The organism is Streptomyces sp. NPDC025273 (assembly GCF_040638585.1).
Taxonomy (GTDB): domain Bacteria; phylum Actinomycetota; class Actinomycetes; order Streptomycetales; family Streptomycetaceae; genus Streptomyces; species Streptomyces cinereorectus.
Window position 1 is genome coordinate 413,885 of the sequence record NZ_JBEZYP010000002.1, and the last position, 23,552, is coordinate 437,436.

Below are 23,552 nucleotides of genomic sequence, written 5' to 3' on the forward strand. Positions count from 1 at the left end.
TGCGAGCATGAGCCCATGCCTACTCACCTCATCACCGGCGCCGGCTCCGGTATCGGAGCGGCCGTCGCCCGCCGGCTCCTGGAGCGCGGCGACGAGCTCGTGCTGCTCGCCCGGGACGCGGGACGCGCCAAGGAGCTGGCCGCGCTCCACCCAGGGGCCCGCACACTCGTCGGCGACCTCGGCAACCCCGACCGGCTCTCCTGGGCCCTCGGGCAGCAGCCCATGCCCGAACGTCTCGACTCGCTGCTGCACATCGCGGGCGTCGTCGAGCTCGGCGAGATCGGCGACCTCACCCCCAAGGCCTGGCACTTCCAGCTGAACACCAACCTGATCGCGCCCGCCGAGCTGACCCGCCTCATGCTCCCGCAGCTGCGCGTCTCGCACGGCCACGTCGTCTTCGTGAACTCGGGCGCCGGACTCGACGCGCACGCCGAGTGGGGCGCGTACGCCGCGAGCAAACACGGTCTGAAGGCGCTCGCCGACTCGCTGCGCCACGAGGAGCACGGGAACGGGGTGCGGGTCACGTCCGTGTTCCCCGGGCGCACCGCCGGCCCCATGCAGATCAAGGTCCACCAGCAGGAGGGCAAGGAGTACGACGCCTCCCGCTGGATCGACCCGGAGTCGGTGGCCACCACGATCCTGCTGGCGATCGACCTGCCGCGCGACGCCGAGATCAACAACCTGACGGTCCGCCCCGGCCGCTGAGAACTGCGGGACCGTGCGGCCCGTAGGCTCTCCACGTGAGCGAGAAGAGCAAGTTCAGCGGGTGTGCCGCCACCGGGGTCGGGTCCATGCCGGGCGGCGACGCACGGGAAGCGGCCAGAACCGTCGCGGGGTCCTTCGCCGACGGACAGGGCATGCCGTACCTGGCGGAGCTGCCCGCGCGCGGCCCCGGCGCGGACATGACCGGGCGGACCATCGGACTGCTCGTCGAGATGTACGGCCACGTGGAGCCCAGCGGCTGGCGGATCAGTGACCGCCCCGGCCGCGACACCCGGCGCGCCCGCTCGTGGCTCGGCGAGGACCTCGACGCCCTGGAGGAGTACACCCAGGGTTACGAAGGGCTGCTCAAGGTCCAGGCCGTAGGCCCCTGGACCCTGGCCGCAGGCCTGGAGCTGCGGGGCGGCGAGGCGATGCTCGGGGACCCGGGAGCCTGCCGTGACCTGGCCGGCTCGCTGGCGGAGGGGCTGCGGGGCCACCTCGCGGAGGTCCGGCGCCGGGTGCCCGGCGCCGAGGTCGTCCTCCAGCTCGACGAGCCCTCCCTGACGGCCGTGCTGCTGGGCCGGGTCAGGTCGGCGAGCGGATACCGCACCTACCGTGCCGTGGACCGCCAGACCGTCGAGGGAACCCTCCGCGAGCTGCTCGCGGTGAACGGCGAGGGACCGACGGTGGTCCACTCGTGCGCCCCCGAGGTGCCCTTCGCCCTGCTGGGCCGCGCCGGTGCCGACGCCATTTCCTTCGACTTCTCCCTCCTCACCGAGCGTGAGGAGGAGGCGATCGGGGAAGCCGTCGAAGCCGGCACCCAGCTGTTCCTCGGCGTGGTTCCCGGAGTCGACGCGGCCTCGACCGCATTGTCGGACCCTGGCGGTAGCGTCATGGATGTCAGGACGTTGTGGAGCAGGCTTGGGTTCGGTCCGGGGACTCTCACCGAGTCCGTCGTGATCACCCCGTCCTGCGGGCTGGCGGGGGCGTCGCCCGCGTACGCGCGCGCCGCGCTCGCCCACTGCGCCCGGGCCGCGAGGTCGCTCGCAGACAACCCTGAGTAACGGGGCAACGGGAGGAACGGGACGATGGCCGGCGAACAGCAGGCACAGCAGCTGACCGGTGCGCCGGCGGAGGCGCGGGAGCGGCACGCGCTCCTCGCCGAACAGATCGAGGAACACCGCTTCCGGTACTACGTGAAGGACCAGCCCGTCGTCAGCGACGCCGAGTTCGACCGGCTGATGCGTGCGCTGGAGGCCGTCGAGGACGCGTACCCCCAGCTGCGCACGCCGGACTCGCCGACCCAGAAGGTCGCGGGGCCCTACACCACGGAGTTCACCTCCGTCGAGCACCGCGAGCGCATGCTCTCCCTGGACAACGCCTTCGACGACGAGGAGCTGGCCGCCTGGGGCGAGCGTGTCGCCAGGGACGTGGGCGGGCCCGGCCACCACTTCCTGTGCGAGCTCAAGGTGGACGGCCTCGCGGTCAACCTCACGTACGAGCACGGCAGGCTGACCCGTGCCGCCACCCGCGGTGACGGGCGCACCGGCGAGGACATCACCCCCAACGTCCGCACGATCGCGGAGATTCCGCACCGGCTCACGGGCGACCGGATCCCCGCGCTCGTCGAGATCCGCGGCGAGGTCTTCTTCCCGATGGAGGCCTTCGAGGAGCTCAACGCCCGGCTGGTGGAGGCCGACGACAAGCCCTTCGCCAACCCCCGCAACGCGGCGGCGGGTTCGCTGCGCCAGAAGGACCCCAAGGTCACCGCCACCCGCCCGCTCCACATGGTCGTGCACGGCATCGGTGCCCGCGAGGGCTTCGACATCGACCGTCTGTCGCAGGCCTACGAACTGCTGCGCGAGTGGGGACTGCCGACCGCCCGGCACAACAGGGTGGTCGACTCGCTCGACGGCGTACGGGAGTTCATCGCGTACTTCGGCGAGAACCGCCACTCGGTGGAGCACGAGATCGACGGGGTCGTCGTCAAGCTCGACGAGATCCCGCTCCAGGGCCGGCTCGGCTCCACCTCGCGTGCGCCGCGCTGGGCGATCGCCTGGAAGTACGCGCCGGAAGAGGTCAACACCAGGCTGGTCAACATCAGGGTCGGCGTCGGGCGCACCGGCAGGGTCACGCCGTACGCCCAGGTGGAGCCCGTCGAGGTGGCGGGATCCGAGGTCGAGTTCGCCACCCTGCACAACCAGAACGTGGTGAAGGCCAAGGGCGTCCTCATCGGCGACACGGTGGTGCTCCGCAAGGCGGGCGACGTCATCCCGGAGATCCTCGGGCCGGTCGTCGATCTGCGCGACGGCACCGAGCGGGCCTTCGTCATGCCGTCCGAGTGCCCCGAGTGCGGCACGGAGCTGCGCCCCATGAAGGAGGGCGACATCGACCTCCGCTGCCCCAACGCGCGTTCCTGCCCGGCCCAGTTGCGCGAACGGCTGGCCTATCTCGCGGGCCGCAAGTGCCTGGACATCGACCACTTCGGCTATGTCGCGGCCGCCGCCCTGACCAAGCCTCTGGAGCCCGCCGAGCCGCCCCTGCGGGACGAGGGCGACCTCTTCGGCCTGACGGTGGAGCAGTTGCTGCCGATCCGGGCCTATGTCCTGGATCCGGACAGCGGGCTCCCCAAGCGTGACCCGAAGACCGGTGAGGAGAAGATCGCGACGGTCTTCGCCAACCAGCAGGGTGAACCGAGGAAGAACGCCCTGGGCATGCTGGAGGGCATCGCGGCGGCCCGGCAGGCCCCGCTGGCCCGGATCCTCACGGGGCTCTCCATCCGCCATGTGGGTCCCGTGGCCGCCGAGGAGCTGGCCCGGCAGTTCCGGTCCATCGACCGGATCGACGAGGCGTCCGAGGAGGAGCTGGCCGCCGCGGACGGGGTCGGACCGATCATCGCGGCATCGGTGAAGCAGTGGTTCGCCGAGGACTGGCACCGTGAGATCCTGCGCAAGTGGCGGGAGGCCGGGGTCCGGACGGAGGACGAGGGCGCCGGCGAGGACGAGGGGCCCCGGCCGCTCGAAGGCCTCACCGTCGTGGTCACCGGCACGCTGGCGACCCACACCAGGGACGGCGCGAAGGACGCGCTCCAGCATCTGGGCGCGAAGGTGACCGGCTCCGTCTCGAAGAAGACCTCCTTCGTGGTGGTCGGCGAGAACCCCGGCTCGAAGTACGACAAGGCGATGCAGCTGAAGGTGCCCGTTCTGGACGAGGAGGGCTTCGCCGTGCTCCTCACCGAGGGGCCGGAGGCGGCTCGTGAGGCCGCCGTGCCCTCCGATGCGTGATCGAGGCGCGATCGAGACGCTGCCGGGGAGTTGCCGTGGGCGTGAGGGGAAGAAGGCGGACGTGAGGGGAGCGAGAGGTCCGGCCCGGCCGGCCGGTACCACCCGTTCGGCGCATATCAGAGGGTGAGGGGTGCCAGGTCCGCATTCGGGCAAGAGCTGCAGAGCGCTGCCCGTTCGGGCCCTCGGCGGCCTACTGTTGAACGTGCTGCACCTGCCGTGCCCGGCCGCGTGGTGGGATTCGGGTCGTGGTGGCATGGGAGCGGGGGCCACCGTGGGACATCGGCACCGCCGGCTGTGAGAGGGACGGAATGAAACCGACCGAGAGCGCCGTACCGGTGTCGCGGCTGCAAGGTTTCGCGGGCCTCACGCCGACAGTGGGGGCCGTCGTCGTGGCGGTCGCGGCCGTCCAGCTCGCCACCGGCTTCTACCGGACGGTCCGCGACGGGCACGCACTCTTCCCGGACGGCACGGCGGGCTGGTCGCTCGCCCTGCTCACCGGCATCATCGTCGGCCATCTGGTGGCCCTCGGGCGCGACCGCTGGTGGGGCGGCACCGGTTCCGGAGCCGCCCTGACCCTTGCCGTGCTGCTGCTCTACGGCTGGGTGCCCGCCGGTCTGGTCAGCCTCGTCGTGGTGGTGCTCGTCGGCACGGCCAGACGGCACCGCTGGCGGCAGGGGCTGCTGCACGGCGCCGTGGACATACTCGGCATCGGGGCCGCCGCGCTCGTCCTGTCCGCCTTAGGGAACGTACCGACCGTCGAGACACCCTGGCGGCCACTCCACTGGGGCATCGACGCCGCAGCGGACGTCCTGCTCGCGGCGTCCACGTACCTCCTCGTCACCCGGGTCCTGCTGCGGTGCGCACGGGCGTCCCAGAGCGGCGGGCTGCCGACGGTCGTCCGTACCGCGCTCCTGCGCCAAGGGCTCGTCGCGGTCGCCCTGCTCGGCATCGCCCCGCTGATCTGTGTCGTGGCGTCGGTCATGCCCGTGCTGCTGCCGCTCTTCGCGATCCCGCTGATCGCCGTCGACTCCACGCTCTGGATCGCCCGTGCACGGGCCGAGGAGCAGCTGAGGGATCCGCTGACCGGTCTGCCCAACCGGCAGTGGCTGCTGGAGAGGACCTGGACGGCGCTGGAGGAGGCCGGGAGCACCGGTACCAGATCGGCCCTCGTCCTCATCGACCTCGACCGGTTCCGTGCCGTGAACGACACCCTCGGCCACCTGGCGGGGGACCGCCTGCTGCTCCAGATCGCGGACCGGCTGCGGCTCGCCCTGCCACGCGGGGCGGAGGCCGCACGGCTGGGCGGCGACGAGTTCGCCGTACTGCTGCCGGCCGCGGACTCCATCACCAGCGCCCAGCGCGTCGCCCGCCATCTGGTCGCCGAGCTGTCCTCGCCCCTCGACCTCGACGGCCTCACGCTGGTGCTGGAGGCGAGCGCGGGGGTCGCGGTCCACCCCGACCACGCGCTGGACGCCGAAGGGCTCCTCAGACGCGCCGACGTGGCCATGTACCAGGCCAAGCGGGACCGTACGGGCGTCGAGGTGTACGAGTCGAAGCGGGACAGCAACACCCCGGACCGGCTCGGTCTGCTGGGCGACCTCCGGCGTGCCCTGGACGCCCGGGAGGTGGAGCTGCACTACCAGCCGAAGGTCCGCTTCGACGGACAGGTCGCCGGTCTCGAGGCACTCGTACGCTGGGTGCACCCCGAGCGGGGGCGGGTTCCCCCGGACGAGTTCATCGCGATCGCGGAATCCTCCGGCCTGATGCCCCACCTCACCGAGTACGTGCTGGAGACGGCGCTGGCCCAGGTGGCCCGGTGGCGCGCGCAGGGCCTGTTCGTCCCCGTCGCGGTCAACGTGTCGCCGCGCGATGTCCACATCCCCGGCTTCGCGGGCAGCGTCGCGGCCCGGCTGGCCCGGCACGGTGTCCCGGCGGGCGCGCTGCAGCTGGAGATCACCGAGCACGTCCTGCTGGAGGACCCGCAACGGGCCGCCGACACCCTGGCCGCACTGACCGGTCACGGTGTGAAGATGTCCCTCGACGACTTCGGCACCGGCTACTCCTCGCTGGTCCACCTGCGCAAGCTGCCGGTCAGTGAACTCAAGATCGACCGTTCGTTCGTGGCCCGGCTGGCCGTCGACAACGAGGACGCGGAGATCGTCCGCTGCACCATCGACCTGGCCCACTCGCTCGGCCTGCTGGTCGTCGCCGAGGGCGTCGAGGACGACGAGACCTGGGAGCGGCTGCGGGATCTGCGCTGCGACGCGGTGCAGGGGTGGCTCGTCGCCGCCGCGATGCCGCCGCAGGAGACGACGGCCTGGCTGCGGGCGCGCGGCGAGCACGGCTGGCGGCGGCCGGCGGAACTGGAGGCCGCCGCGGCGGCGCTCATCGCCCGCGAGCCGGAGCAACGGGCGGCCGGACACGCGGTCCAGCCGGGGCCGGCGACGGCCTGAGCGGTGCCGGTCCGGCGGGCGGCAGAGACGGGCGGGGACACGTACCGGTGACACCGGCGGGTGTTTTGTCCTCAATCGTCGGACGGGTCCGCGGAGACCGGACCGGGATTGTGAGGCAGCGGGCGGGGAAGCAGGCGGGGCAGCGGGCGGCGACCCCATAGGATTGGGCCAAAACCACACACCAACCCCTGAGGATCGCTGCATGCCTGGCATCACGCGCGAGGAGGTCGCCCACCTCGCCCGGCTGGCGCGTCTGGAGCTGAAGGGCGAAGAGCTCGAGCACTTCGCCGGTCAGCTCGACGACATCATCGGCGCGGTCGCCCGCGTCTCCGAGGTCGCCGACCAAGACGTACCGCCGACCTCTCACCCGCTGCCGCTGACGAACGTCATGCGGGCGGACGAGGTCCGTCCGTCGCTCACCCCCGCGCAGGCGCTCTCCGGCGCCCCGGCCCAGGAGCAGCAGCGTTTCAAGGTGCCGCAGATCCTGGGGGAGGACTAACAGTCATGACGGACATCAGCACCATCATCAAGCTCACCGCGGCCCAGATCGCCGCGAAGGTCGCCACCGGCGAGCTGACGGCCGTCGAGGTCACCGAGGCCCACCTGGCCCGGATCGACGCCGTCGACGAGAAGGTCCACGCCTTCCTGCACATCGACCGTGAGGGCGCGCTCGCGCAGGCCCGCGCCGTCGACGCCAAGCGGGAGGCGGGCGAGGAGCTCGGCCCGCTGGCCGGGGTCCCGCTCGCCCTCAAGGACATCTTCACCACCCAGGACATGCCGACCACCGTCGGTTCGAAGATCCTGGAGGGCTGGGTCCCGCCGTACGACGCGACCCTCACCAGGAAGCTGAAGGCCGCCGACGTCGTCATCCTCGGCAAGACCAACATGGACGAGTTCGCCATGGGGTCCTCCACCGAGAACAGCGCCTACGGCCCGACCGGCAACCCCTGGGACCTCACCCGGATCCCCGGCGGTTCCGGCGGCGGCTCCGCCGCCGCGCTGGCCTCGTTCGAGGCGCCGCTGGCCATCGGCACGGACACCGGCGGCTCCATCCGCCAGCCCGCGGCCGTCACCGGCACCGTCGGCGTCAAGCCCACCTACGGCGGCGTCTCCCGCTACGGCATGGTCGCCTTCTCCTCGTCCCTCGACCAGGGCGGCCCCTGCGCCCGTACGGTCCTGGACGCGGCGCTGCTGCACGAGGCCATCGCCGGACACGATCCGCTCGACTCGACGTCCATCGACGCCCCGGTCCCGCCGGTCGTCGAGGCCGCGCGCAACGGCTCCGTCCAGGGCATGCGCGTCGGTGTCGTCAAGCAGTTCGCCGGCGAGGGTTACCAGGCCGGCGTCGTCCAGCGCTTCAACGAGTCGGTCGAGCTGCTGAAGTCCCTCGGGGCCACGGTCGTCGAGCTGGACTGCCCGTCCTTCGACCTCGCGCTGTCGGCGTACTACCTGATCGCACCGTCCGAGTGTTCCTCGAACCTGGCCCGCTTCGACGCCATGCGTTACGGCCTGCGGGTCGGCGACGACGGCACGCGGTCCGCCGAGGACGTCACCGCCCTCACCCGTGAGGCCGGCTTCGGCGACGAGGTCAAGCGCCGCATCATCCTCGGTACGTACGCGCTGAGCTCCGGCTACTACGACGCGTACTACGGCTCGGCGCAGAAGGTCCGCACCCTCATCACCCAGGACTTCGAGAAGGCGTTCGAGCAGGTGGACGTCATCGTCTCGCCGACGACGCCCACCACCGCCTTCCCGATCGGCGAGCGCGCCGACGACCCGATGGCGATGTACCTCGCGGACCTCTGCACCATTCCGACCAACCTCGCCGGCAACTCCGCCATGTCGCTGCCCTGCGGCCTCGCGCCGGAGGACGGCCTGCCGGTCGGGCTGCAGATCATCGCCCCTGCCATGAAGGACGACCGGCTGTACAAGGTCGGAGCCGCCGTCGAGGCCGCTTTCGTGGAAAAGTGGGGGCACCCGCTGCTTGAGGAGGCTCCGTCACTATGAGCGCAATGGCTAAGAAGGCCAAGAACTTCAAGAAGTCCAAGTCCGGCGTGTACCTGTCCCTGGGCACCACCGCCTTCGGCGCCCTCAGCGTCGTCAAGCAGGCGAAGCTGGCCCGCCAGGACAACGACACGCTGCGGCTGATCGACGCCGCGGTGTCCGCCGCCGCGATCGTGACCGGACTCGCGATCCTCTACCGCGAACTCAAGCGTCTCGGCGACGACGACGTCCTGCTGGGCTGAGAGGGAAAGTTTCACCGTGACTGTCATTGACCTGGAGTCGTACGAGGACGCCCTCGCGACGTACGACCCCGTCATGGGCCTCGAGGTCCATGTCGAGCTCGGCACCAAGACCAAGATGTTCTGCGGGTGCTCCACCGAGCTCAAGCAGGACGCCAACTCGCAGACCTGCCCGGTCTGCCTCGGGCTGCCGGGCGCGCTTCCGGTCGTCAACGAGATCGGCGTCGAGTCCGCCATCAAGATCGGGCTCGCGCTGAACTGCGAGATCGCCGAGTGGTGCCGTTTCGCCCGGAAGAACTACTTCTATCCGGACATGCCGAAGAACTTCCAGACCTCCCAGTACGACGAGCCGATCGCCTTCGACGGCTATCTGGACGTCCAGCTGGAGGACGGGGAGATCTTCCGCGTGCAGATCGAGCGCGCCCACATGGAGGAGGACACCGGCAAGTCGACGCACGTCGGCGGTGCCACCGGACGCATCCACGGCGCCTCGCACTCGCTGCTCGACTACAACCGTGCGGGCATCCCGCTCATCGAGATCGTCACCAAGCCGATCGAGGGAGCGGGCGCACGCGCCCCCGAGGTCGCCAAGGCGTACGTCGCCGAGCTGCGCGAGCTCATCAAGGCGCTCGGTGTCTCGGAAGCCCGGATGGAGATGGGCCAGATGCGCTGCGACGTGAACCTGTCGCTGCGCCCCCACGGCACCGAGAAGTTCGGCACGCGTTCCGAGACGAAGAACGTCAACTCGCTGCGTTCCGTCGAGCGCGCCGCCCGCTTCGAGATCCAGCGCCACGCCGCCGTGCTGAACTCCGGCGGGACGATCGTGCAGGAGACCCGGCACTTCCACGAGGAGGACGGCTCCACCACGGCCGGCCGCATCAAGGACAACGCCGAGGACTACCGCTACTTCCCCGAGCCCGACCTGGTGCCGGTCGCGCCTGCCCGCGCCTGGGTCGAGGAGCTCCGCAAGGGGCTTCCCGAGCTGCCGCGGCTGCGCCGCAAGCGGCTCAAGGAGGAGTGGGGTGTCAACGAGCACGACATGCAGTCCATCCTGAACGCGGGGGCGGTCGACCTGATCGTCGCCACGACGGACGCCGGCGCCCCCTCCGACCAGGCCCGCAAGTGGTGGATGGGCGAGCTCGCCCGTAACGCCAACGAGACCGGCCGCAGCCTGGACGAGCTGCCCGTCACCCCGGCGCAGGTCGCCCGGGTGGCCGAGCTCGTCGCCTCCGGTGATCTCAACGACAAGCTGGCGCGCCAGGTCCTGGAGGGTGTCCTCGCGGGCGAGGGCGACCCGGACACCGTGGTCGAGAAGCGCGGCCTGAAGGTCGTCTCGGACGAGGGCGCGCTGGGCACGGCCGTCGACGAGGCGATCGCCGCCAACGCGGCCGTCGCCGACAAGATCCGCGGCGGCAAGGTCGCCGCGGCGGGCGCGCTGGTCGGTGCGGTCATGAAGGCCACCCGCGGTCAGGCGGACGCGGCGCGGGTGCGCGAGCTGATCCTGGAGAAGCTCGGCGTCGAGGGCTGATCCCGCGGCATTCCGAGGGCGGCGCATCCGTGATCCGGGTGCGCCGCCCCTTTTTTCACCGCGTCCGTCACCTCCGCCGCCCCGCACCGCCTCCTCGGCGAGGCCAGGGCACGGGTCGGGGGCCTGCTGCCGGTGGCCGGTCTCCTCGCCGCGATACCGGTCCTGGTCCAGCTGTGCGCCGACGAGGGACTGTTCGCGGCGGCGGGACCTGGTCGCACCGGCCTGCGGCGGCCGGACCGGGCCCCGGCTCGGGCGGCTGACCGTACCGGTGGCGCCGGCGGTGCCGACGACCGGGCCGGGGGGCCGCGCCTCGTCGGGGCATGACGCGCGGGTGGGTCGCCGGCCCGCCAGAACATCCGGCGAAGGCCTGTCGGACGTTCACCGGCAGGCCGTACGGCGGTCTTCCCGCCGCCACCCCGGAAGATTAGTTTCCCGCCGTAGGAACGGATTCGGGAGGCTCACTTGACCACGGACATGACACGCCGGCGACTGTTCGCGCTCGGTGGCGGCGCGCTCGGCGCCGCGGCGGCGGGATCGTTCCTGCCCCCATCGCTCCAGGCCGCGATCGCCGCTCAGCCCGCCGCCGGGTCCGGGGGCGCGGGACTGGACGCCATCGAGCACGTGGTGATCCTCATGCAGGAGAACCGTTCCTTCGACCATTACTTCGGGAGCCTGCGCGGGGTGCGCGGCTTCGGTGACCGCAACGCGATCGAACTGCCCTCCGGCAAGCCCGTCTTCGCGCAGCCGGGACCGCTGGGCGGCACCGTGCTGCCGTTCCCGGTGCGCGAGGCCGCCGAGACCCAGAAGCAGGACCTGCAGTACATCGGCGCCCTCGACCACTCCTGGAGCGGTGGTGCGAAGGCATGGGCCGGGGGCTGGATGAACGGCTGGGTCTCCGCGAAGACGGCCGCGACCATGGCGTACTACGACCGCCGTGACATCCCGATGCACTACGAACTCGCCGACACGTTCACCGTCTGCGACGCCTACCACTCCTCGATCCACACCTCCACCAGCCCGAACCGCAACCACCTGTGGAGCGGCAGGACGGGCTACGAGCCGAACGGCAAGCGGGCCGTGGGCAACGACGCCTACGACGAGGGCACCCATCCGGGCTACGACTGGGGCACCTACGCGGAGCGGCTGGAGGAGGCCGGGCGGAGCTGGAAGACGTACACCGAGTGGGAGAACTTCACCGACAACCAGATCGAGTTCTTCGCCACCTTCAAGGCCATCGCCCGCAAGGCGCTGGTGAGGACCGGCGGGCACACGTACATGGAGTCGTTCTACGCCACCGTGCGCGACGCGGACGCGGGCGAGCGGGAGCGGCTGCTCGGCCTGCTGGAGGAGGGCGTCGCCACGCTGACGACGGCCGAGCGCAGCCTGTTCGAACGGGGGCTGCGCCGGGTCGGTACGGGGACGCTCGCCGACGAGTTCGCCAAGGACGTGGCGGCGGGGACGCTGCCCGAGGTCTCCTACCTCGTCCCGTCGGCGGTCGACTCCGAGCACCCGAGCGTCTCCTCGCCGGTGCACAGCGCGACGGTCGTCTACAAGGTCCTGGACGCCCTCGGCAAGCACCCCGACGTGTGGCGGCGCACCGTCGTCCTCATCAACTACGACGAGAACGACGGCTTCTTCGACCACGTGCCCCCGCCGGTCGCCCCCGCCGAGGTGACCGAGGAGCAGTGGGAGGGCAGGCCCACGGGACTCGGAGTGCGGGTTCCCCTGCTGGTGGTCTCCCCGTGGACGGTCGGCGGGTACGTCTGCTCGGAGGTCTTCGACCACACCTCCGTGATCCGCTTCCTGGAGCGCTGGACGGGGGTGAAGGAGCCCAACATCGGTGCCTGGCGGCGCCAGGTCGCCGGCGACCTCACCTCGGCCTTCGACTTCACCCGCGCGCGGCGGCAGCCGGAGACGGGGCACCCCGCCGCGATCCCGCCGTTCGGCGGCCGCTGGCAGCCCCGGCCGCCGGCCGTCCAGCACATGCCCGTCCAGGAGCCGGGGGCCCGCCCGGCCAGGCCCCTGCCGTACCAGCCGGACGCACAGGTGAGGCGCGTGGACGGGGGACTGCGCGTGGCCCTCAGCAACACCGGGCGGTCCTCCGCGCACTTCGCGCTCTACCCCTACGCGAACGAGTTCCCCGCTCCGCAGCACCGGGACGTCCGGGGCGCCGCGCAGTGGACGGTGCCGCTGACCGGCGAGGGGTACCGCTTCACGGTCACCGGGCCGAACGGCTTCCGGCGGGAGTTCGAGGGAGCCGCCGACGGCGGGGCCGAAGTCTCCTCCCGCATCGACGCCCACGAGCGGGACCTGCACCTCACGCTGAGCAACACCGGCCGGCGGACGCTCACCTTCACCGTGCGGCCGCTGGGGTACGTCGACCAGGACGACCTGGGGGACTGGAGCCGGACCATCAAGGTGAAGCCGGGGCGCAGTCGCAGGGTCGTGCACTCGGCGGCCGACGCGCACGGCTGGTACGACCTCGTGGTGACGGCCGAAGGGGAGAGCTCGTTCCGGCGCCGGCTGATGGGGCACATCGAGAACGGCAGGGCGAGCGTCTCCGGCTGACCCGGCCGGGGAGACGGGGGCGGGTGTCGTCGGGGGAGCGCGGGCGGGGCGCGAGGTGAGGAACGGGGGCGTGTGACCATGGCCACGAAAGGGACAAATGATCACGATTGGCTGACAGGCTGAGGCATCTCAGGTCATGAGACTTCTGCGGGATCTTTCCCTCATATCCCCGCACGGTTCCACGAGCCCTCAGGAGCGCCTCCGTTGGCCGCCATCGCACGCTGGTGTCTCAGGCACCGCCTCGCCGCCGTCCTCATCTGGCTGATCGCCCTCGGTGGCGCGGCCACCGCGGCGGGCTTCGCGGGCTCCGCCTACTCCAACGACTACGAGGTGCCCGGCACCGAGTCGGGCCGTGCGGGTGAGCTCCTCCAGGAAGGGTTCACGGACCTCGGTGGCGAGACCGACAGCGTGGTCTGGCACACCGAGGGCCCCACCGTCCGGGCCACCGACGTCGAGCGGACGATGACCCGGACACTGGAGGCCATCGAGGCCCTGCCCGGCGTCGGGGACGTCACCAGCCCCTACGGCGCGGCCGGCAGCGGCCGGATCAGCGCGGACAGCCGCACCGCCTACGCCACGATCACCTTCGACCACCGGGCCGACGAGATCCCGAAGGAACAGGCGCAGGCCGTCGTCGACACCGCGAAGGCGGCCGGGAGCGACGGACTCCAGGTCGAGCTCGGCGGCACCGCCGTCGCCCTGACCGAAGCACCGGCCCTCCACCTCAGCGAGGCCATAGGGGTCGTCGTCGCCACCCTGGTCCTCTTCCTCGCCTTCGGCTCGTTCGCCGCCGGCCTGCTCCCCGTCGCCACCGCACTCGTCTCCGTCGGGACGGCGTACGCGGGCATCGTGCTGCTCGGCCACCTCATGACCGTCGCCGACTTCGCACCGATGCTGGGCATGCTGATCGGGCTCGGCGTCGGCATCGACTACGCGCTGTTCATCGTCACCCGGCACCGCACAGGGCTGCGCCGCGGCCTGTCCGTCACCGAGGCCGCGCAGAACGCCGTCGTGACGACCGGGCGCGCCGTCGTCTTCGCCGGAGCCACGGTCTGCGTCGCCCTGCTGGGCATGCTGGTCCTGCGGCTCGGCTTCCTCAACGGTGTCGCGATCGCCGCCTCCCTCACCGTGGTGCTGACCGTCGTCGCGTCCGTGACCCTGCTGCCCGCCCTGCTCTCCTTCATCGGCATGCGGGCGCTGAGCCGGCGCGAGCGCCGGGAGCTCGCCGAGCACGGCCCGCTGCCCGAACGGACCACCGGTTTCGCCGTCCGCTGGTCCGCGTTCGTCGAACGGCGTCCCAAGCTGCTCGGAGCCGTCGCCACCGCCGTCATGGCGGTCCTCGCCCTGCCGGCCCTGGGCCTGCACCTGGGCACCTCCGACCAGGGAAGCAACCCCGCCACGGCGACCACCCGGCAGGCGTACGACCTGCTGGCGGACGGGTTCGGCCCCGGTGTCAACGGGCCGCTGACCATCGCCGCCCACCTCGACGGAGCCGACGACCGTCTCGCGCTGGACGGTCTGCCCCGGGTACTGCGGGGCACCGACGGTGTCTCCTCCGTGAGTCCCGTGACGTACAACAGCAGCGGCGACACGGCGTTCGTCACCGTTGTCCCGGAGACCGCGCCGCAGTCGCAACGGACCAGTGAACTCGTCGACCGGCTGCGCGACCACGTACTGCCGCCGGTCCAGGACCACACGTCCCTCCAGGTCCACGTGGGCGGTGTGACCGCCGGCTACGACGACTTCGCCGAGATCATCATCGGCAAGCTCCCGCTCTTCGTCGGGGTGGTCATCGGTCTCGGCTGCCTGCTCCTGCTGCTGGCCTTCCGGTCCCTCGCCATCCCGCTGAAGGCCGCCGTGATGAACGTGGCCGCCGTCGCCGCCTCGTTCGGGGTCGTCGTCGCGGTCTTCCAGTGGGGCTGGGGCAGTGAACTGCTCGGGCTCGGCAGCGCGGGCCCGATCGAGCCCTTCCTCCCGGTGATCATGGTGTCCGTGCTCTTCGGACTCTCGATGGACTACCAGGTCTTCCTGGTCGGCCGGATGTACGAGGAGTGGCTGGAGACCGGAGACAACCACAGATCCGTCCGGGTCGGCCTCGCCGAGACCGGCAGGGTGATCAACTCCGCCGCCGTCATCATGATCTCGGTCTTCCTCGCCTTCGTGCTCAGCGGAGACCGCGTCATCGCGATGTTCGGCATCGCCCTGGCCGCCGCCGTCGCACTCGACGCCTTCGTCCTGCGCACTCTGCTCGTGCCCGCCCTGATGCACCTGCTCGGCGGCGCGAACTGGTGGCTTCCCGCCCCGCTGGACCGTCTGCTCCCGCGCATCAGCGTCGAGCCGCCGGACCGTTCGGCGCCGCATGCGAAGATCCCGGGGGAGCGCGCCGACGACCACGACCGGCTCGTCGCGCAGCGCGTCCACTGAGACCGAGGAGAAGCCTCATGTTCGCGGTGTCCCTGGGCGACGACGGGGCGCAGCTGCGCCCGCTGGAGATCTGGCAGGCGGCGGAGTTCCTGGCGCACATGGACCGGGCGCGCGGCCATGTCGACCCCTGGATCCCGTTCGCGGCGGCTGCGACGGACCTCGATTCCGCGCGGGCCCTGCTCCAGCGGTACGCGGACAAGCAGGCGGCCGACACCGGACGGATCTACGGGATCTGGCTGGACGGCACACTCGTCGGCGGCGTCATGTTCCGGATATTCGAGGCGGAGTCCGGGAACTGCGAGATCGGCTGCTGGCTGGAGCCGGCCGGGGCGGGCCGGGGCCTGGTCACCCGGGCGTCGCGGAAGCTCATCGACTGGGCGGTCGACGTGCGCGGGATGCACCGGGTGGAGTGGATCGCCTCCGCCGCCAACACCCGCAGCGTCGCGGTGGCGAAGCGGCTCGGTATGACGCGTGACGGGGTCCTGCGGGAGGCCTACCCGTACCGGGGCGAGCGCCACGACCAGGAGATCTGGTCCGTGCTCGCCGCCGAATGGCGTGCCGGACGGGACGAGGGCGCAGCGCGTTAAGAACGTTCTCATCCGGGCCACCTAGCGTGCGGCGCATGAAGACCACCCCCTCCCAGACCACCTCCGCCGTCGACGACGACCGCGAGCACGAGCCGGCAGCGGACGAGAGCGCCGTCGCGGACCTGACGAAGACGGAGCCCACCGATGACGCGCCCGACGACGCCGTCGGGCCCGCGGACGCGGAGGACGACGACCCGGAGCCCGACCCGTACGCCGAGGCGGAGGCGGCAGCCTCCGGCTCGGCCGGCACGGGAGCCGCCGCGGTCGTCGCCGCCGCGCTCGGCGTCATCTCCCTCTCGGGCGCCTGGACCGGCCGGGTCGCCGCCGAGCGCGAGACCCTGATCGGACAGATCAAGACCTCCGGCGGCGGCAGCGCCGCCCGGCAGATCTCCGAGATCTACGCCGACGCCTGGCACACCACGGCCCTCGTCAACGGGCTGTTCGCACTCCTGGCGCTGCTGGCCGGCGTCCTCGTCCTGGTCCGGCCCGCCTTCGGGCCCCCCGCCGGAAGCCCGCAGCCCGGCTGGATCCGCTCCGTCGCCCTGGCGGGCATCGCACTCGGTGTGCTCGGCGTCCTCATCTCCGTAGGGATGTACTTCGACCTCATTGTCGGCCTGCCCACCGCCGCCGGGTGACGCGGCCGTTCTCCCGAGAGGGGCACGAGCGTCGGTTCCGGTCTTACACGGTGGGGTGAGCCGGTGGGTACGCCCTCCTCGGCTGCCGGGACCCGGCGGTGCGCGGGGCGTCCCGGGAAGGAACGGGGAGCGGGGATCACGAGCCCGGCCGCTTCGTATCCCTCGGCGGCCCCGTGTGCGGGCACGGGCCGCAGTCCTGCGGGCCAGGCGCGGTCAGTCGGCCGGCCTGCCCGGCCCGGGCGGGGCGTCCTCCATCGCCGGGCGGGCTCGATCCGGCCGGTGCCGGGTCTGCTCGGCGGTGGGCGGGCGCGCCTCGGGCTCGGACCTGGCGCCGTCCGGTGAGGGTTCGGCAGGCGGGCGGCGGAGTGTCACCGTGCCGGACGCGAGATCTATCGGGCCCCGCGCCGGGTCGCCGATGCCCAGGTCGACCCGGCTCAGCTCCAGCCGCTTTTGCTCCTCGGCGATGTGTCTGCGGCCCGGCGCGAACAGTTCCTCGAAGAAGTTGAACACCGGCCGCGCTCCCTCCGACAGGCCGCCCCGGCCCGCTACCGCACCTTCAGCAACAGGATCCGGTCGTCACCCGGCTTCGGAGTGGCGCGTCCGTCCGTATTGCTCGTGACCACCCACAGCTTGTCACCGCCCGCGGCGACCACGGTCCGCAGCCGGCCGTACGTCCCCTCGAGGAACGCCTGGGGCGGGGCCAGAGGTTCCCTGTCCGCCGTGCCCGACAGCGGGATCCGCCACAGCCGCTCGCCGCGCAGCCCCGCCATCCAGACCGAACCCCTGGCGAACGCGATGCCGCTCGGGGACGCCTCCGAGGTCCTCCACTGCGCGACCGGGTCGACGAACCCGGACTCGCCCTTCCTGCCCTCGACGTCCGGCCAGCCGTAGTTCTTCCCCGGCTCGATCCTGTTCAGCTCGTCCCAGGTGTCCTGGCCGAACTCGGCTGCCCAGAGCCGCTTGTCCCCGTCCCAGGCCAGTCCCTGCACATTGCGGTGCCCGTAGGAGTACACGACCGAGTCCGCCTCGGGGTTGCCGTGCACCGGCTCGCCGTCCGGCGTCATCCGCAGGATCTTGCCGGCCAGCGACGCCTTGTCCTGGGCGAGCCCCGTGTCGCCCGTCTCGCCGGTGCCCGCGTACAGCATCCGGTCGGGGCCGAACGCGATCCGGCCGCCGTTGTGGACGGAGCCCTTCGGGATGCCCCGCAGGATCGTGTCCGGGGCGCCCAGCTGCTGCCCGGCCGGTCTTCCCTCGTCGTACTGCAGGCGGGCGACGCGGTTGTCCGAGGCCGTGGTGAAGTACGCGTACACCAGATGGTCCGCGCCGTACGTCGGCGCGACCGCGAGGCCGAGCAGACCGCCCTCACCGGCCGGTGCGACCCCGGGCACGGAGCCCAGCAGCGTCTTCCTGCCGCTCTGCCCGTCGATCCGGCTGATCGTCGCCCCGTCACGCGAGGCCACCAGGAGATCGCCCCCGGGCAGAGCCGCCAGCCCCCAGGGGGACGCCAGGTCCTCCGTGAGCGTCGACACGACGTCCACCGACCCCTTGGCCGGCGGCAGGCCGGCAGACGGACTCGACGAGGCATCAGGCGCGGACGAGGCGTTCGCCGGGGGAGAGGACGCGTCCTTCCCGCCTGTCGCCGAGCCTGCGTCCGACGAACAGGCGGACGACAGCAGCAGGGAGGCCGACGCGAACGCGGCCACCATCCCCTTGCGCACCGCAGGAGTTTGCACAGCACCGATCCTTTCGACGGTGAGCCCGACTACCGTTCTTACACCGCTGCTCCGCCGCGGACCCCGATCTCCGCCCATTCTCCCGCCGCGCGATCAGTACCACGACCCGCGGGCCCGCGGCAGCCCGGCGATCTCCGCCAGGTCCCGGTCCGTGAGCGCCACGGCCGCCGCACCCGCGTTCTCCACGGCCCACCGCTCCTGCTTCGCACCGGGCACCGGCACCACATGCCGGCCCTGCCGCAGCACCCACGCCAGCGCCACCTGTGCCGGAGTCGCGCCGTGCCGCTCCGCGATCCGCCGCAGGCCCGCCACCACCGGCTGGTTGGCCGCCATCATCTCCGCGGTGAAGCGGGGGTGCCGGGCCCGCGGATCGTCCGGTTCGAAGCCCTGGCCGGGCTTCAGCGTCCCCGTCAGATAGCCGTTCCCGAGCGGCATCGCGGCCAGCACACCCACGCCCCGCGCGGCGCACCAGGGCAACAGGTCCTCCAGCGCCTCCGGGGACCACACGGACAGCTCCGCCTGGACCGCGCTGACGGGAAAGACCTGCTGCACCCGCTCCAGCTGGCGGATCGTTCCGTCATGCATCCGCGCCCCCGGCCGGCGTCCGGCCCGCGCTCCCACCGCGCTCAGGCCCAGCGCGCGTACCTTGCCCGCCGTGACCAGGTCCGCCATCGCGCCCCAGGTCTCCTCCACCGGCACCTCGGGGTCGGCCCGGTGCAACTGGTACAGATCGATCACATCGGTCTGCAGCCGCCGCAGCGAGGCATCGCAGGCCCGGCGTACATATCCGGGCCGCCCGTTGGCGACGATGTGCTGATCACCCACCAGCAGACCGCACTTGGTGGAGAGGAAGGCCTGCGACCGGCGCCCCTTGAGCGCCCGTCCGACCAGCAGCTCATTGGTGAACGGACCGTACATGTCGGCGGTGTCGAGCAGTTGGACGCCCGCGTCCAGTGCGGCGTGCACCGTCCGCAGCGAACGGTCACCACGCTGCTGCGACGTGCTGTAGGCCCAGCTCATCGGCATACAGCCCAGCCCGACCGCGCCCACGGCGAGCGCCGCCGAGCCGATAGTCCTGCGCTCCAACTCCCCGAACCCTCCCTCGGTCCCCGCTGTCACGGGACCACACCGACCCCAAAGTAACCTCTGCCGCCCCACGCCCTTCGCATAGCCTCCTGGCCATGACTTCCACACGGACTCCGACTTCCGCGACCGACGTATGGCTGCCGATCGCTGCCGAGGAGATGGAGGGACTCCCCGAGGGTCTCAACCACCAATTCTGGGACGGTGGCCGGGACTACCCCGCGGACCCCGCGAACTGCGCGTTCTACGTGGTTCCTTACATGAAGGGCGCGGAGGTCGCGGTCCGTCCGCTCAAGGCCATGAGCGCGGTCCGGGTCGTGCAGACGCTCTCCGCGGGCATCGACCACGTGGAGCCCGGACTCGGCCTGCTGCCCGCCGGGGTGCGGCTCTGCAATGCCAAGGGGGTGCACGAGGCGTCGACCGCCGAGCTCACGCTCGCCCTGATCCTCGCCTCGTTGCGCGGGTTCCCGGGCTTCGTGCGGGGCCAGGACACGGAGGAGTGGCGGTCCGGCTTCTACCCGGCGCTCGCCGACAAGTCCGTCCTCATCGTGGGCTACGGGTCGATCGGTTCGGCCATCGAGGACCGGCTCGAACCGTTCGAGTGCGCGCGGGTGGCGCGCGTCGCACGCTCCGCACGGGCAACCGGGCGCGGTCCCGTACACGCGCTCGACGAACTGCCCGCCCTGCTGCCCGGAGCGGACATCGTCATTCTGTCCACCCCTCTGAACCCGTCCACGCAAGGGCTGGTGGACGCGGGCTTCCTCGCCGCGATGCCGGACGGCGCCCTCCTCGTGAACGTCGCGAGGGGGCCGGTGGTGGACACCGCGGCGCTGCTCTCCGAGCTCGGATCCGGACGTCTGCGGGCCGCACTCGACGTCACCGACCCCGAACCCCTGCCCCCGGGCCATCCCCTCTGGCACGCTCCCCACGTCCTCATCACGCCCCATGTGGGCGGCAGCACCTCGGCGTTCCTGCCGCGCGCCAAGCGTCTGCTGGCCGCACAGCTCGCCCGGTTCGCCGCGGGGCAGCCGGTCGACAATCTCGTACTCACGACCGGTTGACCGCGCGGCGCGTCGACTCGGCTGCCCACCTGGCCCCCAACCACCCTTATGGTCACGGAGCGTAGAGAAGCTATGTCTCTGAGTAACGACTCTGGTGTATCGTCCGGAGGGTGTCGAGGCGAGGACGGCGCCGGGGAGAAAGCGGACAGGAGGGGGCGACGGACGATGTGCGGCCAGTGGAGAGACGATCCGGTGCGGCCCGGCGGCCAGGAGCGGTCGGGGGCGCCGGGCCCGGCCCGGAGGGCTCTGCGGTGAACGCCCTCGGGGCCCTGCTCTCGCGGCAGGCCCGCCGGAGTGCGGGCCTGCGCTCCCCCCTGCTTCTCGCCGCCATCTGCGCGGGGTACGCCGTAGGGGCGGCCACCGGCTGGGGCTCGCCCGGAATGGCCCTGTTCATGGGCGACTTCGGGCTCAGTGTCGCCGCCCTGATCGCCGCCGTGTCGTGCTTCCTCCACGCCCGCACGAGCGGCGTCCGGTTCCGGCCCGCCTGGCTGATGTTCTCGCTCTCCTCCGCCATGGCCGCCGGCGGCAACGCGGTCTGGGGGTGGTACGAGGTGGTGCTGGGACGCCCCGTGCCCTCCCCCTCCGTCGCCGACCTCTTCTTCCTCTGCTTCGCGCCGCCCGCCGTCGTCGGGCTGCTCGTCCTCGCCAAGCGGCCCGTCACCCGGGCCGGCTGGGTCTGCCTGGTGCTCGACGCCTGGCTGATCGGCGGGTCCCTGCTGACGCTCTCCTGGAGTCTCGCACTCGCCCACACCGCCCATGCCGCCAACGCCGAGGGTGAGAGCGTGGCCCGGGCGGCGCTGTCGCTGGCCTACCCGCTGCTCGACATCGTGCTGGTCTCCATGGTGCTCGCGCTGCACTTCCGGCGCGTCAACGTGAACCGCTCCGCGGTGAACACCGCAATCGCCGGGCTCGCCCTGACCGTGCTCTGCGACGCCCTCTTCACCTCGCCGCTGCTGCGCTCGGCCTACAGCTCCGGACAGCTGCTGGACGCCGGCTGGTTCGCCGGTTCCCTGCTGCTGGCCTACGCGCCCTGGGGCGCCCGCGGCATTCAGGACAACGCTGTCGAGCCCGGCCGCGAGCCGCGCACCTCCAGCCGTCCGACCGCCGGGTGGCTGGCCGCGCTCACGCCGTACCTGGCCGCCGCCGTCTGCACCCTCGGCATCCTCTACAGCGTGGTCGAGGGCCGCAGGGTCGACCGGGTCGTCGTCCTCACCGGCTGCGCGGTCGTGCTCGCCCTGGTCGTGCGCCAGGCCATCATGCTCCTCGACAACATCGCCCTCACCCAGGAACTGGCTCAGAAGGAGAACCACTTCCGCTCCCTGGTGCAGGGATCCAGCGACGTCATCATGATCGCCGCGCCCACCGGCGTGCTCCGCTACGTGAGCCCCGCGGCGGCCGGTGTCTACGGGCGCGAGGCCGAGGACCTCGTCGGTGCGGAGCTGGCCTCGATCATCCACCCCGAGGACCTCGGGGGAGTCGTCCACGAGGTGCGGCGGTTCCTCGCCGCCCCGTCCCGCGAGGAGCCCACCACCCGGATCGAGTGCCGCTTCCGGTCCGGCACCGGCGACTGGCTCCACGTGGAGTCCACCGTCAACCGTCACCAGGGCGGTCTCCTGCTCAACAGCCGCGACGTGACCGAACGGGTCAGGCTGCAGGCGCAGCTGCGGCACAACGCCGAGCACGACCCGCTCACCGGCCTGCCCAACCGCGCCCTGTTCACCGCGAGGGTCAGCCAGGCCCTCGGTGGCCGCCGCACCGGCGACCCGGGCACGGCCGTCCTGTTCATCGACCTCGACGGCTTCAAGGCAGTCAACGACTCCATCGGCCACCAGGCGGGCGACGAGCTCCTCGCCCAGGCCGCCCGGCGCCTCCAGGAGTCCGTCCGCACCTCGGACACCGCGGCACGCCTCGGGGGCGACGAATTCGCCGCCCTCATCGTCGGCGACGGCACCCGCGACCAGGCCGCCAGGGAGTCCCAGGTCCACGAGATCGCCGACCGGCTGCGCCTCACGCTCTCCCAGCCGTACCGGATCGGCACCGGAGAGGTCCGCGTGGCGGCCTCCATCGGCGTCGCCTTCGCAGAGCCCTCCAGCACGCCCAAGGACCTCATGCGCAACGCCGACCTCGCGATGTACCGCGCGAAGGCGGGCGGCAAGGACCGGGTCGAGCTGTACGCCCCCCAGATGCAGGCCGAGGTGGTGCGCCGCTCCGAGCTCGCCGCGCGGCTGCGCACCGCCCTGCGCGACGGTGAATTCGTCCTGTTGCACCAGCCCGTCGTCCATCTGGCCAGCGGCACCGTCGCGGCCGTCGCCGCCCAGGCGCGCTGGCGCTCCGCCCAGGGCATCCTGTGCACCCCCGCCGAATTCCTCCGGGTCGCCGACGACGGCGACCATGCCGCCGAGCTCGGCAGCCGGCTGCTGGAGGAGGCCGTCGAGCAGGCCGCCGAACGGGCCAGGGCGGGACATCCGGTCCCGGTCACCGTCCGCGTACCGGCAGGCCGGCTCCTGGACCGACGGCCGCCCTCCGGCTCCGTCGAGGCGCTCCTGACCCGGCACGGGCTGCCCTCCGGCGCCCTGATGATCGAGGTGGCCGACAGCGACCCGAGGGTCTCCTTCGACGAGCTGGAACAGCGGCTGGTCGCGCTGCGCAGGCTCGGCGTCCGGATCGCGCTCGACGGCTTCGGCAGCGGGTACGCCGCGATCAACGCCCTGCGCCGGCTGCCCATCGACGTACTGAAGCTGGACCGGGGACTGGTCGAGGGTGTCGTCGAGTCCGCGCGGCTGCACAAGATCACCAGTGGGCTGCTGCGGATCGCCTGCGACCTGGGCATGCAGTCCGTGGCCGACGGGGTCGACGTACCCGAGCAGGTGCGCACGCTGCGCGCCATGGGGTGCACGCACGGTCAGGGGGCGGCCTTCGCGGGACCGCTCGAGGAGTACCGGCTGCGGCGCACCCTGGTCCGTGGGGAGTTCTCCGTCCCGGGAGGCGGTCCGGCCACTCGGCCCGTGCTCGCGGGCGGCTCGATCCCGCTCCAGAGCCGTTCACATAATGAGACTCCCGTCCCACCCACTTGACACCGCACGCGTGCCGGAGAGAGGGTCAATGCCATGCGCACCCGAATTCTCGTACTTGGAAAGCGCGTCGGCTGAAGCAGGTCACTCATGGAAACCTTGCAGACCGCACCGGCGCGCTCCCCTCGCTTGCCTCACGGCACGAGGGGTTTTTTGTTGCACCGACACCACTCAAAACCC

Annotated in this window: 17 protein-coding genes; 14 read left to right on the plus strand and 3 right to left on the minus strand. The window is 71.9% G+C overall.

The window, feature by feature from the left end:
• Positions 1-15: 15 nt before the first annotated feature.
• From AB0F38_RS06860 to AB0F38_RS06915, 12 genes are all read left to right on the plus strand, one after another.
• The gene (locus AB0F38_RS06860; RefSeq protein ID WP_361887729.1) at positions 16-705 is read left to right on the plus strand and encodes an SDR family oxidoreductase; all 690 of its coding nucleotides are present in this window, start codon (positions 16-18) and stop codon (positions 703-705) included.
• Positions 706-740: 35 nt separating this feature from the next.
• Positions 741-1,766, plus strand: a complete 1,026-nt coding sequence (locus tag AB0F38_RS06865; RefSeq protein ID WP_361887732.1) for a methionine synthase — start codon at positions 741-743, stop codon at positions 1,764-1,766.
• A gap of 24 nt (positions 1,767-1,790) precedes the next feature.
• A complete protein-coding gene (gene ligA, locus AB0F38_RS06870) occupies positions 1,791-3,986 on the plus strand; it encodes an NAD-dependent DNA ligase LigA (protein WP_361887735.1) in 2,196 nt (731 codons plus the stop codon).
• 308 nt (positions 3,987-4,294) lie between these two features.
• Complete coding sequence (locus tag AB0F38_RS06875; protein ID WP_361887738.1) at positions 4,295-6,439, plus strand: bifunctional diguanylate cyclase/phosphodiesterase; 2,145 nt, start codon at positions 4,295-4,297, stop codon at positions 6,437-6,439.
• 202 nt (positions 6,440-6,641) lie between these two features.
• A complete protein-coding gene (gatC, locus tag AB0F38_RS06880; RefSeq protein ID WP_014048481.1) occupies positions 6,642-6,938 on the plus strand; it encodes an Asp-tRNA(Asn)/Glu-tRNA(Gln) amidotransferase subunit GatC in 297 nt (98 codons plus the stop codon).
• Positions 6,939-6,943: 5 nt separating this feature from the next.
• A complete protein-coding gene (gene gatA / locus AB0F38_RS06885; protein ID WP_361887742.1) occupies positions 6,944-8,446 on the plus strand; it encodes an Asp-tRNA(Asn)/Glu-tRNA(Gln) amidotransferase subunit GatA in 1,503 nt (500 codons plus the stop codon).
• Positions 8,443-8,685: a hypothetical protein gene (locus tag AB0F38_RS06890; RefSeq protein WP_361887745.1), complete on the plus strand. Its 243-nt coding sequence runs from the start codon at positions 8,443-8,445 to the stop codon at positions 8,683-8,685. The genes gatA and AB0F38_RS06890 overlap by 4 nt, the downstream gene beginning before the upstream one ends.
• A 16-nt stretch (positions 8,686-8,701) precedes the next feature.
• A complete protein-coding gene (gene gatB, locus AB0F38_RS06895; RefSeq protein ID WP_361887748.1) occupies positions 8,702-10,210 on the plus strand; it encodes an Asp-tRNA(Asn)/Glu-tRNA(Gln) amidotransferase subunit GatB in 1,509 nt (502 codons plus the stop codon).
• 462 nt (positions 10,211-10,672) lie between these two features.
• On the plus strand, positions 10,673-12,778 hold the full coding sequence (locus AB0F38_RS06900) for a phosphocholine-specific phospholipase C (RefSeq protein ID WP_361887751.1): 2,106 nt from the start codon (positions 10,673-10,675) through the stop codon (positions 12,776-12,778).
• A gap of 204 nt (positions 12,779-12,982) precedes the next feature.
• Positions 12,983-15,202 carry an MMPL family transporter gene (locus tag AB0F38_RS06905; protein WP_361887754.1) on the plus strand — a complete coding sequence of 740 codons (2,220 nt, stop codon included), beginning with the start codon at positions 12,983-12,985 and terminating at the stop codon, positions 15,200-15,202.
• A 17-nt stretch (positions 15,203-15,219) separates the two neighbouring features.
• Positions 15,220-15,789, plus strand: a complete 570-nt coding sequence (locus AB0F38_RS06910; RefSeq protein ID WP_361887757.1) for a GNAT family protein — start codon at positions 15,220-15,222, stop codon at positions 15,787-15,789.
• Positions 15,790-15,815: 26 nt separating this feature from the next.
• The gene (locus tag AB0F38_RS06915) at positions 15,816-16,424 is read left to right on the plus strand and encodes a hypothetical protein (protein ID WP_361887760.1); all 609 of its coding nucleotides are present in this window, start codon (positions 15,816-15,818) and stop codon (positions 16,422-16,424) included.
• A gap of 213 nt (positions 16,425-16,637) precedes the next feature.
• Here AB0F38_RS06915 and AB0F38_RS06920 read toward each other — a convergent pair whose 3' ends face one another.
• The 3 genes from AB0F38_RS06920 to AB0F38_RS06930 form a co-directional block, all read right to left on the minus strand.
• Positions 16,638-16,934, minus strand: coding sequence for a DUF6191 domain-containing protein (locus tag AB0F38_RS06920; protein WP_361887763.1), 297 nt, complete (start codon positions 16,932-16,934; stop codon positions 16,638-16,640).
• A gap of 35 nt (positions 16,935-16,969) precedes the next feature.
• On the minus strand, positions 16,970-18,130 hold the full coding sequence (locus tag AB0F38_RS06925) for a PQQ-dependent sugar dehydrogenase (protein ID WP_361887953.1): 1,161 nt from the start codon (positions 18,128-18,130) through the stop codon (positions 16,970-16,972).
• A gap of 120 nt (positions 18,131-18,250) precedes the next feature.
• Positions 18,251-19,207 carry an aldo/keto reductase gene (locus AB0F38_RS06930; RefSeq protein WP_361887956.1) on the minus strand — a complete coding sequence of 319 codons (957 nt, stop codon included), beginning with the start codon at positions 19,205-19,207 and terminating at the stop codon, positions 18,251-18,253.
• Positions 19,208-19,338: 131 nt separating this feature from the next.
• Here AB0F38_RS06930 and AB0F38_RS06935 point away from each other — a divergent pair, with 131 nt between their 5' ends.
• Positions 19,339-20,301 (plus strand): 2-hydroxyacid dehydrogenase, encoded by a 963-nt coding sequence (locus AB0F38_RS06935; protein ID WP_361887765.1) that lies wholly within the window; start codon positions 19,339-19,341, stop codon positions 20,299-20,301.
• 251 nt (positions 20,302-20,552) lie between these two features.
• Positions 20,553-23,375, plus strand: a complete 2,823-nt coding sequence (locus tag AB0F38_RS06940) for an EAL domain-containing protein (RefSeq protein ID WP_361887768.1) — start codon at positions 20,553-20,555, stop codon at positions 23,373-23,375.
• Positions 23,376-23,552 lie beyond the last annotated feature (177 nt).